Genomic DNA, 12475 nt, shown 5'->3' on the forward strand with positions numbered 1-12475 from the left:
GTGCAGGCGGCGACGGGGTCAGAGGTAGCTCTGGATCGGAAGGTGCCCCACCACCCACGAGACCGCGCGCAGGGCGGCCGGAGAGTCCGGCTCGAACCGGGCCAGGGCGGGCTGCCCGCGCTCGATCACCGACCAGCGCAGCCGCCCCTGTTCCACCGACAGCCGGTGCGCCTGATCCGGCGCGCTTTCGCGGTCGAACATCCCGGACAGTTCGGCAAAGAGGTCAGGCTCCTCGAAGAGAACGCCCAGTTCCGTGTTCATGAAGGCCGAGCGCAGGTCGAAGTTGAGCGAGCCGACCACCGCCTGACGCCCGTCGATCAGGAAGACCTTGGTGTGCAGCAGGTCGCGCCGGCCGGTCGCACGCGGCAGGGGGCCGAACTCGTACAACTCGGCGCCCGCCTTCAGCAGCGGCAGCCGGTAGTGGCGATAGGCGCCATGCACCAGCACCATGTCCGTCACCGACAGCGCGTTGGTCATGATCGCAAGGCGCACCCCGCGCCGGGCGATCCCGGCCAGCAGGTCGCAGCCGTCGTTTCCCGGCACGAAATAGGGGGTGATGAGCCGGACCTCGTGCTGCGCGCCGCGCAGGAGCGTGGTGATCGCCTCGCCCATCCAGGGCCCCGAGCGGTGACCGAGCGCCTTGTCGGGCGGGTCGGCGAGCAACGTCACCTTGTCGGTCCAGCGCAGCCGGCGGGTCAGAAGCCCGGGAGCGTCCCGCCCGGTCATCGTGCGGCGCAGGAACGAGAGCGCCGCAGGGGCGCGGTTGTGGCGCATCATCCGGCGCTGGAAGCTGCCGACGTTGACCTTGAACTCGGGCCAGAGCGCCAGGATCGGCAGCGTGATCCCGAGGTTCCAGTAGCTGTCGAAGAGCCCTTCGACCTCGGCCACCACGGGCCCTGCCAGCATCACGTCGGCGTCGCGCGACATCGCGAGACCGCTCTCTTCCGCGTCGTAGTAGGTGTCGCCGATATTGCGCCCGCCCACGATGGCCAGGCGCCCGTCGGCGATCCAGGCCTTGTTGTGCATGCGGCGATTGAACCGCGACAGCCCCAGCAGCATCTCGAGCGTGCGCCGGATGACATGGCCGCGGTTGCGGATCGGGTTGAAGAGCCGCACCTCGACGTTGGGATGCTGGTTGAGCGCCAGGAAGGCGCGGTCGAAGCCCTGCACGTTCACATCGTCGAGCAGTAGCCGCACCCGCACGCCGCGATCGGCGGCCGCCAGCAGCTCCTCGATCAGCAGCCAGCCGGTCAGGTCGGTGCGCCAGATGTAATACATCAGGTCGAGCGAGCGCCCCGCCATCTGCGCCGACAGGGCGCGCGCGGCATAGGCATCCCGGTTCTCGATCAGCGCAAGCAGGCCGGACGTGCCGGGATTGGCGGCCTCGAGCGGGGCAAAGAGCGCGTCGAGCGGGGTCGCGGGGCCTGTCTTCGGCAGGGCGGTCGCCACGGCGCCGCGCGCCTTCAGCGCGAACTGGCGCCATCTGCGCCAGGTCAGCGCCGACAGGGCCGCCACCGCCGCGGCCGCGAGCATCACCCACAGGAGCGCGCCCAGCCAGCCGTCGATCATGACGCGGCCGCGATCCGCTCGGGCAGGTGAAGCCGGGCCTTGATCGGCAGATGATCCGAGGCGCGCCGCGCGAGCGGCGTGTCATGGGGCACCACGTCTTGAAGGCGTCCGTGCTTGCAGGTCATCAGTCGGTCCAGCGCCAGGATCGGGAACCGCGAAGGAAAGCTGCGCACCATTACGGCGCCGGTGAAGTGCCGCGCGAGATGGCTCATCGCCGCGCCCGAGCCGCGCCATTCGTTCAGGTCGCCCATCAGCAGGGTGGGGCGGGGGGCGCCGGCCTCGATGCGCTCGAGCAGGTGGCGCGTCTGCGCCGCCCGCGAGCCCGGCAGAAGACCCAGATGCGCCGCGATCACCCGCAGCGGCCGGCCGTGCATCAGCAGGTCGATCATCAGCGCCCCGCGGGGCTCGAAGCCCGGCAACACGATCTTGTGCACCTCCTCGACTTCGGCCTCCCTCACCAGAAGCAGGTTGCCATGCCAGCCATGCGCGCGCCCGCTGCCCTCGACCTGAACCGGCATGAGCCCCGTCTCGGCGCGCAGATGCTCCAGGTCGAGCAGCCCCGCCCGGTCGCCGAACCGCCGGTCGGCCTCCTGCAACGCCACGAGATCGGCGTCCAGTTCCGCGATCACGGCGGCGGTGCGTTTCAGGTCACGCCGGCGGTCGGTGCCGATGCCCTTGTGGATATTGTAGGACGCGACGGTGATTTCGGGTGCAGGCATGAGGTTCTCGCGAGGCTTCGGTCTCGGGAGAAGATGGGGTCTCACCGGCCGATGACAAACCCCCTCTGGCCGCGCACGGGTCATCCCTCGCGTTGTCTTGTCCTTCGCAGGGCCGGGCGGTGTCAGTCCGCCCGGATCCTGACCGTTCTCTCGACCGCCTCGCGCCAGATCTCGGCCAGGCGCCCGGCCTCGGCGGCATACTGGTCCATCGCCTTCTGCAACCATTGCGCCCGAAGGTGGGCGATTTCCGGGATGTTGCGGCAGTGCATCATCTGCTGCTGGGTCTTGACCGTCTCGCAGATCCGGTCTGCGCCAAATTGCGAAAGTTCGTTCACGAGGCGCAGCCACAGCTCAAAGGCGTTGCTGCTGCCGCCCTGCAGCAGGAAGCTGGCCTGACGGAGCCCGCCGTTCTCGGGAAGGGCGCTGGTGGCGTTCGGTCTTTTCGAGAAAGTCATCGTGAGACTCCTTCTCTGAAACGGGCCTTGGGGCAACCTTTCACGCCCCATGCCGCGCGTCATTGACCCCAGTCAAGTGGCGACGGTGCGACGCGTTGACTTCGCGCCCGCCGCTGGCACGCTGGCGGAAAATCAGAGGGTCACGCCCATGCAGGACCAGACCGAGGTGGTGCGCTTCCTGTCCGATCCCGCGAGCCACGGCGGCGCGCCGGTCGAGGTGGTCGAGACGCATGGCGCGCTCGTGTTCCTTGCGGGGGGCGAGGCCTTCAAGATCAAGCGGGCGGTGCGCTACGACTACATGGATCTCTCGACGGCGGACCTGCGTCACCGGATGCTTCGGCGCGAGCTGGAGTTGAACCGAGCCACCGCGCCCGGCATCTATCGCGACGTCCTGCCCATCACGCGCGAGGCGGGCGGGCTCGCGCTCGGCGGCGGAGGGGAGCCCGTGGAGTGGGTGCTGCGCATGTGGCGCTTTCCGGCCGAGGACGAGCTGCTGGCCGTGGCCGAGAGGGGTGGTCTCGACGACGATCTGGCGGGCCGTCTCGGGCGGGCGCTGGCGGGCTATCACCGGGCTGCGCCCCGGCGCGAGGCCTGCGGGTCGCAGCTCATCGAGGACATCCTCGCCGAGCTGTCGCGGGTCTTTGCGGAGATGGAGGATGCGCTCGGCCCCGAGCGGATCGCGCGCTTCGGCCGGCGGGCGCATGCCCTGCTGCGCCGCCTCGCGCCGCTTCTGCGAGCGCGCGCGGCCGAGGGCCGGGTGAGGCGCTGCCACGGCGATCTGCATCTGCGCAACCTCGTGCTGATCGACGGCGAGCCGGTACCCTTCGACGCGCTGGAGTTCGACGAGACGCTCGGCACCTGCGACATCCTCTACGACTTCGCCTTCCTGCTGATGGATCTCGATCATCGCGGCCTGACGCGGGCGGCGGGCATCGCGCTCGGGGCCTGGCTTCTGGAGGCTTCGGGCGAGGAGGATGCGGGTCTCGCGGCGCTGCCCCTTTTTCTGGCGGTGCGGGCGGCGATCCGGGCCATGGTGCTGATCCAGACCGACGCGGCCCGGAACATGGTGGGCCGTTCGCAGGGAGAGGCGCGGGGGCTGCTGGACATGGCCTGCCGGCTGCTGGAGCCGCCGCCGCCCCGGCTCATTGCCATAGGCGGGGTCTCGGGCAGCGGCAAGACGGCGGTTGCCGCGGCACTCGCGCCTCGGATCGGCCTGCCGCCGGGGGCGGTCCACCTGCGCAGCGATCTCGAGCGCAAGTCCGCGGCCGGCGCGCCGGTTGCGCAGCGGCTGCCCGATGCGGCCTACGCCGAGGCGGCGCGTCATGCGGTCTATGACCGGATGCTGGCGCGGGCCCGCACGATCCTTGCGGCGGGCTGGCCGGTGGTCCTTGACGCGACCTTTCTCGACCCGGCCGACCGGCAGGCGGTGGCGGCCGTGGCGCGTGATCTGGGCGTGCCCGTGCGGGCCCTGTGGCTCGAGGCCGCGCCCGATGTGCTGGTGGCGCGCGTCTCGGCCCGCCGCGGAGACGCCTCGGACGCGGACGAACGGGTGGTGCGGGACCAGCTTGCCCGCACGCCCCGGGCCGGAGACTGGATCGCCGTCGATGCCAGCGGCCCGCTCGATAAGGTGGTGGCAGCCGCCGGCCGCGCCCTTCCCGTCGGGTGACGGCGCGGGTGCCCAGCGGACAACCGCCTGAACTTGCGGCCGCTTCCTCCGGCCGCTGCCCGCCCGGTTGCGTTTCGGCGTGGCGCCATCTATCACATTCGCATCGAGGAATATGTAGGGGCGAGTCGCATGAGTTCTGTCGAGGCACATCCTGTCGAAGGGCGGCTCGCGCATTTCCCCGTCACCTTCTTTGCGGTGGGGATGGGGATGCTGGGCCTGACCATCGCGCTCCATGCGGCCGAGCTTGCCTACGGGCGCGGAGCCGAGGTCTCGACCTTCGTCCTCGGCCTGTCGCTGGGGATGATCGGGCTCGTTTCCTTCTTCTATCTTCTCAAGCTTCTGCTCCATCCGGGGGCGGTCTCGGCCGAGTGGCACCATCCGGTCCGCATCGCCTTCTTCCCGGCCATCTCGATTTCGCTGCTGCTCGCGTCGGTCGCCCTGCACGAGCGCGCGCCCGAGGCCGCGCGCTGGGTCTGGATCGCCGGGGCGGTGCTGCAGGGGGGGCTTGCGCTGTCCGTCATCAGCGCCTGGATCGGACACCGGCCGTTCCAGCCCGGACAGCTGACCCCCGCCTGGTTCATCCCGGCGGTGGGCAATGTCATCGTTCCGATAGCGGGCGTGCCCTTTGGCCATGTCGAGATCGCCTGGCTGTTCTTTTCCGGCGGGCTGTTGTTCTGGATCGTGCTGCTGACGCTGGTGATGAACCGGCTGATGTTCCACGACCCGCTGCCCGGCAAGATGGTGCCGACGCTGATGATCCTCGTGGCGCCGCCGGCGGTCTCCTACCTCGCCTGGCTCCGGCTTGCGGGGGAGGGAGGGGCCTTTGGCCACATCCTGCTCTCGGTGGCCTACGTCTTTGCCGCCATCGTGGTGACGCAGGCCGCGAAGTTCCTGAAGATGCCCTTCGCCATGAGCTGGTGGGCGCTGTCGTTCCCGCTGGCGGCGCTGACCATCGCCAGCTTCGCCCATGCCTCGGCCGTGGGATCCGAGGCGCATCTGTGGATCGGCACGGGGCTTCTCGGGCTTCTGGTGCTGGTGGTTTCGGCGCTCGTCCTGCGCACGGCGCTCGGCATCTGGCGAAACGAGATCTGCATCGCGGAATGATGCATCGCGGGCTTGTGCAGACGGGGTGACCTGCGCTGAAATGGCGGCAGTTCATCCCGGAGAAAGTCATTTTGACCAGCAGCGATTTTGTCATCATCGGCGGCGGCATCGTGGGCCTTGCCACCGCGCTTCGCCTTCAGTCCCTGCATCCCGGCGCGCGGATCACGGTGCTCGAGAAGGAGCCCGCCGTGGCCCGCCACCAGTCAGGCCGCAATTCGGGCGTGATCCATGCGGGGGTCTATTACGCGCCCGGCAGCCACAAGGCCCGCTTCTGCGCCCGTGGCGTGTCCGCGACCAAGGCCTTCTGCGACGAGCACGGCATCCCCTACCGGATCTGCGGCAAGCTGATCGTGGCCACCGACGCCGCCGAGCTTGAGCGGATGGGCGCGCTCGAGACGCGGGCGCGGGCCAACGGCATCGTCATCGAGAGGCTCTCGGGCGAGGAGGCGCGGCGGCTCGAGCCCAACATCAAGGCGGTGGGGGTGCTTCTGTCGCCCTCGACCGGCATCGTCGATTACGGCCGCGTGGCCGAGCGGATGGCCGAGCTGTTCCGCGACCGGGGCGGCGAGATCCGGCTCGACACCGAGGTGCTGGGCGGCGCCGAATCCGAGGCGGGGGTGCGGCTCGAGACCAATGAGGGCGAAATCTCGGCCGGCAAGGCGGTGTTCTGCGGCGGCCTTCATGCCGACCGGCTGGCGCGGGCCTTCGGTGCCAGCCTCGATTTCCGCATCGTGCCCTTCCGCGGCGAATATTTCGCGATCAAGAACCAGCCCGAGGATCTGGTGCAGCATCTGATCTATCCGGTGCCCGATCCGGCGCGGCCCTTCCTCGGCGTCCATCTCACGCGCAAGATGAACGGGGGTTTCACCGTGGGCCCGAACGCCGTGCTCGCCATGGCGCGCGAGGGCTACACGAACGGCATCATCTCGGTGAAGGATCTGGCCGACAGCCTGAGCTACAAGGGCTTCTGGAAGCTCATGCGCCGCAACGCGGGGGCGGCGGCCGAGGAACTCTCGGCTTCGCTGGTCCGCCAGCTTTATCTGCGCAAGGTGCACAAATACTGCGACCGGATCCGGCTGCAGGATCTGGCGCCCTACCGGGCCGGGGTGCGGGCGCAGGCGGTGGGGGCGGACGGGCGGATGATCGACGATTTCGTCTTCGTGCGCACACGCCACGCGCTTCATGTCTGCAACGCGCCCTCGCCGGCGGCCACCTCTGCCCTGCCCATTGCCGAGCATATCGTGGACGAGCTGCTTGCCTGAACGCCGGGGCGGCGCGGGCTTATTCCCAGGCCCGCGCCTGCGGCCGCCCGAGGCCCAGCAGATCCACCGCCCGCGCGGCGATCTGCTCGACCACCGCCGCAAGATCCTCGGGCCTGAGGTAGAAGGCCGGCACCGGCGGGGCCACGATCCCGCCCATCTCGGTCACGGCCGTCATGTTGCGCAGATGGGCGAGGGTCAGCGGGCTCTCGCGGGCCAGCAGCACGAGCCGCCGCCGCTCCTTCAGCTGAACCGAGGCCGCGCGCGTGAGCAGGTTGTCATCAAGCCCGTGGGCGATGGCGGCAAGCGAGCGCATCGAGCAGGGCGCCACGATCATCCCCCCCACCGGCGCCGAGCCCGAGGCGATGGCCGCGCCCACGTTCATGATGCCGTGGACGCGGGTGCAGGCTGCGCGCAACTCGTCGGCGGCCTCGGGGCCGATCTCCTCAACCAGCGTCCGCTCGCCCGCCTTCGAGATCACGAGGTCGATCTCGGCGCCCAGGGCTGCCAGATGCCGCGCCACCGCCCGCGCCAGAGCCGCGCCCGAGGCGCCGGAGACCCCCAGGACGACCCTCATGCCCTGATCCTCAGCTTTGCGATCAGCTTGTCGGCGAAGGCCTCGGCCTCGGGCGACTGCGCCATCACCTCGCCCCATTCGCGGTGCGTCTCGGGGCCGATCTTGTTCGTGGCGTCGATGCCGATCTTGCCCGCGAGCCCCGGCTCGCGCGAGGCGAAGTCGAGGTAATCCATCGGCGTCTTGTCGAGGATCACCACGTCGCGCGACGGATCCATCCGGGTGGCCATCGCCCAGGCCACATCGTCCCAGTCGCGCGGGTTGATGTCGCCATCCACCACGATCACCATCTTGGTGTAGGAGAACTGCGCCAGCATCCCCCAGAGCGCCAGCATCACCCGCCGCCCCTGTCCGGGGTAGCGTTTGTCGATCGCCACGATGGCGATGCGGTAGGAGCAGGCGGCCGGCGGCAGGTAGAGGTCCTTCACCTCGGGGATCTGCTGGCGGAAGACCGGCATGGCGAGGTCGTTGAACACCTCGCCGATGACCGAGGGCTCGTCCGGCGGACGGCCGGTGTGGGTGGTGAGGTAGAGCGGGTCCTTGCGGTGGGTGATGGCCGAGACCCGCAGCACCGGGAAATCCTCGACCGAGTTGTAATAGCCGGTGTGGTCGCCGAACGGGCCCTCGGGGGCCATGTCACCGGGATGCACCCAGCCCTCGATCACGATCTCGGCGGTTGCGGGCACCAGAAGCGGCACGGTCCGCGCCGGCACGAGGGGCGTGCGCGCCCCGCGCAGGACGCCCGAGAAGGTCAGCTCCGAGACCTGCTCGGGCAGCGGCAGGGCCGCCGACAGAAGCAGCGCCGGATCGCAGCCGAGCGCCAGCGCCACGGGCATCGGCTCGCCCGCCCGCATCCATGTGCGGTAGTGCCCCGCGCCGCCGCGGTGGGCGAGCCAGCGCATGATCAGCCGATCCCGCCCGATGACCTGCGCGCGATAGACGCCGGCGTTGTAGTGGAGAGTCTCGTCCATCGCCGTGCCGTGCGGCCGGGTCAGCACGACCGGCCATGTCACGAGGGGGCCCGCGTCCCCCGGCCAGCAGGTCGGAACCGGGATCATGCCGAGATCGGCGGCGGGCCCTTCGTGCACCACCTCCTGCGCCTCGGCCGAGCGCACCAGCTTGGCGCGGGTGTTGAGCGCGGCCTGAAGCTGCGGCCAGCGCGAGAGCGCGTCGCGCATCCCCGCCACTGGGGCCGGGGCGCGCAGCGCCGCAAGGAAGGCTCCCAGTTCGGGAATCTGCTCGAGCGACAGCCCCAGCCCCGCCGCCACCCGCTCGCGCGTGCCGAAGAGGTTGGCCACGAGCGGCATGGTCGCCGACGTGTCGCGCAACGCCTCGAACCGCAGCACCGGGCCGCCGCCGCGCAGAACCTTCGAGGCCACGGCTGTGGTTTCATGCCGCAGCGAGACCGGCTCGGCGATCCGGGTCAGGTCGCCCTTGCGGGCGCACCAGTCGAGAAAGGCCCGGAGATCCGGGAAGATGGGCAGGCTGCGCATGAAACCTCACTTGTCTGGCCTTGCGGCCTAGCAGCGCAACCGGATCAATTGCTTGACCTACATCAATATGGACCTGCGGCATGGATGTTAGAGCAGGCGCCGATCCGATCGGAACAGGTGTGCCATGACCAGTCTGCCCACGCTCGCCCCGCCGCTTTCGCGGCTGGTGGGGCTTTTGCCGAAGCCGCCGGCCTCCGTCGCGCTGACGCTGCTCGCCCGCCGCATCGCCGCGCGCCACCCTGAAATCATCAGCCGTCTGGGGGTCCATGTGAACGCGAGCTTCGCGCTCGACCCGACCGACCTGCCGGTGGTGATGATTCTCACCCTGCCTGCGGGCCAGCCCCGCATCCGGCTGCAGAAGGACGCGAGCGGCGCCGACTGCCGCATCGCGGGCAAGCTATCGGCGTTGCTTGCGCTCGTCCACGGGGCGGTGGACGGGGACGCGCTCTTCTTCTCGCGCGATCTGGTGATCGCGGGCGACACGGCGGCGGCGCTGGCGCTGAGAAACGCCATCGACAACGCCGAACTCGACCTGCTGGAAGAGATCCAGCATGTGGCGCCGCCGCTTGCGCGCGCGCTGGCCCCCGTCGCGGCCGCCCTTGAACGTCAAACCGGCGTGGCCCTGCGCCGCGCCTCGGGAGTGATCTGATGGAACTCGTCTGCCCTGCCGGCACCCCCGCCGCGCTGCGCGCCGCCGTGGAAGCCGGTGCCCATTCCGTCTATTGCGGCTTTGCCGATGAGACGAACGCCCGCAACTTTCCCGGCCTGAACTTCTCGCCGAAGGAACTGGCCGAGGGCGTGGCCTTCGCCCATCGTCACGGGGCGAAGGTGCTTGTCGCGATCAACACCTTCCCGCGGGCGGGCGACGAATCCCTCTGGCACCGCAACATCGCCGCCACCGAGGCGGCGGGCGCGGATGCGGTGATCCTCGCCGACATGGGGCTCCTGGCCTACGCCGCCAGGAACCATCCGAACCTGCGCCGGCACCTGTCGGTGCAGGCGGCGGCCGCCAATTCCGACATCATCAACTTCTACGGCCGCGAGTTCGGCGTGAAGCGGGTCGTGCTGCCGCGCGTGCTGACCGTGGCCGAGATCGCCGCGATCAACCGCGAGACGCCCGAGGTCGAGACCGAGGTCTTCGTCTTCGGCGGCCTCTGCGTCATGGCCGAGGGGCGCTGCTCGCTCTCGTCCTACGCCACCGGCAAGTCGCCGAACATGAACGGCGTCTGCTCGCCCGCGACCGAAGTGGAATATGTCGAGGAGGGCGACCAGCTCGCCGCGCGTCTCGGCGACTTCACCATTCACCGCGTCGGCAAGGACCAGCCCGCGCCCTATCCGACGCTCTGCAAGGGGTGCTTCACCTCGGGCGACCAGGTGGGCCACATCTTCGAGGATGCGGTCAGCCTCAACGCGCAGGACATCCTGCCCCAGCTGGCGAAGGCGGGCGTCACCGCGCTGAAGATCGAGGGGCGGCAACGCTCGCGGTCCTATGTCGCGCAGGTGGTGCGCAGCTTCCGCGCCGCCGTCGATGCGCTGGCCGCGGGCCAGCCGATGCCGCAGGGGGCGCTGGCCGCGCTCTCGGAGGGGCAGGCGACCACGACGGGCGCCTATGCCAAGACCTGGAGGTAAGGCCATGGATCTCACACTCGGACCGAACCTCTTCTTCTGGGAAGCCGAGCGCGTGCGCGACTTCTACGCGAAGATCGCCGACGAGGCGCCCGTCGCCCGCGTCGTGCTGGGCGAGGTGGTCTGCTCGAAACGGCTGCCCTTCTGGCAGGGCGAGATCCCGGTCGCGGTCGAGCGTCTGCGCGCGGCCGGCAAGGAGGTCTGGCTCTCGTCTTTGGCCCTCGTCACGCTCAAGCGCGAGCGGCAACTGACCGAGGAACTGATCGACGCGGGCGCGGGCGTCGAGATCGCCGACCTGACGGCGCTGGCCTACATCCCCGAGGGCGCGCCCTTTTCGGTAAGCCCGCTGATCAACTGCTACAACGTGGGCACGCTCGACTGGCTGGCCGCGCGCGGGGCCAGGCGCATCTGCCTGCCGAACGAGCTGCCGATGGAGTCGGTGGCGACTCTCGCGCAGGCCGGCAAGGAGCGGGGCGTCGCGGTCGAGGTCTGGGGCTTCGGGCGCCAGCCGCTCGCCATCTCGGGCCGCTGCTACCACGCGCGGCTGCATGACCGGATCAAGGACAGCTGCCAGTTCATCTGCAACGCCGATCCCGACGGGCGCGAGGTGGATACGCTCGACGGCGAGCGGTTCCTCGCGGTCAACGGGGTGCAGACCCTGTCCTGCGCGACCTCGTTCGTCGGGCGCGAGATCCCCGGCCTGCTTGCGGCGGGTGTCTCGGCGCTTCGCCTCTCGCCGCACACCGGCGACATGGTGGGGCTTGCGCGCGCCTTCGATGCGGCGGTGAAGGCCGGGGCCAGTTCCGACGCGCTCGAGGCCGCGGCGCGGGCCGTGGCGCCGGGCGGGCAGCTGGCCAACGGATACCTCCATGCCCGCGCGGGCGCGGAATGGATCGACGCCTGAGATTGCGACACATTCTCAAGCCGGATCAGGCACTTGCCTGATCCGTGCGAATCCTGCTAGAGCGGCCGCCTGCAACGGGCGGCCGCATCGTTTCCGCGTCGTGCCCCTCCAGCGCCTCCCGGAGCCGGCCATGTCCCAGACCCTCAAGCTTGCGTTGGGCAGCCTGCTCGTCGGGACCGTGGTTCTCGGCCTGAAGACGCTCGCCTGGTGGATGACCGGCTCGATCGCGCTTCTGTCGGACGCGATGGAGAGCATCGTGAACGTGGCCGCCGCCGGGGTGGCGCTGGTGGCGATCCGGGTGGCGGCCATTCCGGCCGATGCCAACCACCCCTACGGCCACCACAAGGCTGAGTTCCTGAGCGCCGTGCTGGAAGGCGCCATGATCATCGTGGCGGCGCTTCTGATCCTGCGCGAGGCGACGCTGGGCTTCCTCGAGCCGCGGCCGCTGGTGGCGCCGGTCGAGGGGCTGGTGGTGAACGGCGCCGCCACCCTGCTCAACGCGCTCTGGAGCTGGGTGCTGATCTCGCGCGGGAGGCGGCTGCACTCGCCGGCGCTGGTGGCGGATGGCCGGCATCTTCTGGCCGATGTGGTGTCTTCGGTGGGCGTCACGGTCGGCGTTCTGGCGGCGATCCTGTCGGGCTGGTCGTGGCTCGATCCGGCGCTGGCCGCGCTGGTGGCGGTCAACGTGCTCTGGTCGGGCTGGGTCGTGGTCTCGGCCTCGGTCAGCGGCCTCATGGACGAGTCGGTCTCGGACGAGCTGTTGGCGCGCGTGCGCGAGGTGATCTCGCGCGAGGCGGTGGGCGCGGTCGAGGCGCATGACCTGCGGACGCGCCATGCCGGGCAGGCGACCTTCATCGACTTCCACCTTGTCGTGACGGGCGAGACGACCGTCGCCGCGGCGCACGAGATCTGCGACCGGATCGAGGATGCCCTGCATCTGCTGATCCCGAACAGCCGCGTCAGCATCCATGTCGAACCCGAGCACAAGGCCAAGCACAACGGCGTCGTTGTGATCTGACCGCTGCCGGACGGTCTCATCCGGCATTTCATCCCGCGCGCCTTGAATGGCCACGCCGGTTGTTATATTCCATAACAGGAATATGAAA

At 69.9% G+C, this 12475-nt stretch carries 12 protein-coding genes; 7 read left to right on the forward strand and 5 right to left on the reverse strand.

All coding sequences use genetic code 11. From position 1 onward, the window contains the following. Positions 1–18 precede the first annotated feature (18 nt). The 3 genes from FG154_RS12110 to FG154_RS12120 all read right to left on the reverse strand — a co-directional run bounded on the left by FG154_RS12110 (position 19) and on the right by FG154_RS12120 (position 2743). On the reverse strand, positions 19–1569 hold the full coding sequence (locus FG154_RS12110; RefSeq protein WP_145108094.1) for a phospholipase D-like domain-containing protein: 1551 nt from the start codon (positions 1567–1569) through the stop codon (positions 19–21). Further along, positions 1566–2288 (reverse strand): endonuclease/exonuclease/phosphatase family protein, encoded by a 723-nt coding sequence (locus tag FG154_RS12115; protein WP_145108097.1) that lies wholly within the window; start codon positions 2286–2288, stop codon positions 1566–1568. Before FG154_RS12115 ends, FG154_RS12110 begins: the two co-directional genes overlap by 4 nt. 122 nt (positions 2289–2410) lie before the next feature. Continuing rightward, positions 2411–2743 carry a phasin family protein gene (locus tag FG154_RS12120; RefSeq protein WP_145108100.1) on the reverse strand — a complete coding sequence of 111 codons (333 nt, stop codon included), beginning with the start codon at positions 2741–2743 and terminating at the stop codon, positions 2411–2413. A gap of 148 nt (positions 2744–2891) precedes the next feature. On the opposite strand from FG154_RS12120, the gene FG154_RS12125 reads away from it, so the two are divergent. From FG154_RS12125 to lhgO, 3 genes are all read left to right on the forward strand, one after another. Further along, positions 2892–4409 carry an AAA family ATPase gene (locus FG154_RS12125; RefSeq protein ID WP_145108159.1) on the forward strand — a complete coding sequence of 506 codons (1518 nt, stop codon included), beginning with the start codon at positions 2892–2894 and terminating at the stop codon, positions 4407–4409. A 129-nt stretch (positions 4410–4538) separates the two neighbouring features. Beyond that, positions 4539–5513: an SLAC1 anion channel family protein gene (locus FG154_RS12130; RefSeq protein WP_145108103.1), complete on the forward strand. Its 975-nt coding sequence runs from the start codon at positions 4539–4541 to the stop codon at positions 5511–5513. 71 nt (positions 5514–5584) lie between these two features. Further along, positions 5585–6775: an L-2-hydroxyglutarate oxidase gene (gene lhgO, locus FG154_RS12135; protein WP_145108106.1), complete on the forward strand. Its 1191-nt coding sequence runs from the start codon at positions 5585–5587 to the stop codon at positions 6773–6775. A gap of 19 nt (positions 6776–6794) precedes the next feature. Here the strand turns inward: lhgO and FG154_RS12140 are convergent, their stop codons facing one another. Then, on the reverse strand, positions 6795–7349 hold the full coding sequence (locus FG154_RS12140; protein ID WP_145108108.1) for a UbiX family flavin prenyltransferase: 555 nt from the start codon (positions 7347–7349) through the stop codon (positions 6795–6797). Then, entirely contained in the window at positions 7346–8839 is a 1494-nt protein-coding gene (locus tag FG154_RS12145) for a UbiD family decarboxylase (RefSeq protein WP_145108111.1), read from the reverse strand. Before FG154_RS12145 ends, FG154_RS12140 begins: the two co-directional genes overlap by 4 nt. Before the next feature lie 124 nt (positions 8840–8963). Between FG154_RS12145 and ubiT the strand changes: the two genes are divergently transcribed. The 4 genes from ubiT (at position 8964) to FG154_RS12165 (ending at position 12387) form a co-directional block, all read left to right on the forward strand. Continuing rightward, on the forward strand, positions 8964–9488 hold the full coding sequence (ubiT, locus tag FG154_RS12150) for a ubiquinone anaerobic biosynthesis accessory factor UbiT (RefSeq protein WP_145108114.1): 525 nt from the start codon (positions 8964–8966) through the stop codon (positions 9486–9488). Further along, the gene (gene ubiU / locus FG154_RS12155) at positions 9488–10468 is read left to right on the forward strand and encodes a ubiquinone anaerobic biosynthesis protein UbiU (protein WP_145108116.1); all 981 of its coding nucleotides are present in this window, start codon (positions 9488–9490) and stop codon (positions 10466–10468) included. Before ubiT ends, ubiU begins: the two co-directional genes overlap by 1 nt. Before the next feature lie 4 nt (positions 10469–10472). After that, a complete protein-coding gene (ubiV, locus tag FG154_RS12160) occupies positions 10473–11369 on the forward strand; it encodes a ubiquinone anaerobic biosynthesis protein UbiV (RefSeq protein ID WP_145108118.1) in 897 nt (298 codons plus the stop codon). Between the two features lie 130 nt (positions 11370–11499). After that, on the forward strand, positions 11500–12387 hold the full coding sequence (locus tag FG154_RS12165) for a cation diffusion facilitator family transporter (protein WP_145108121.1): 888 nt from the start codon (positions 11500–11502) through the stop codon (positions 12385–12387). The last annotated feature ends 88 nt before the right edge of the window (positions 12388–12475 follow it).

This window comes from Cereibacter sediminicola (assembly GCF_007668225.1).
Classification (GTDB): domain Bacteria; phylum Pseudomonadota; class Alphaproteobacteria; order Rhodobacterales; family Rhodobacteraceae; genus Cereibacter_A; species Cereibacter_A azotoformans.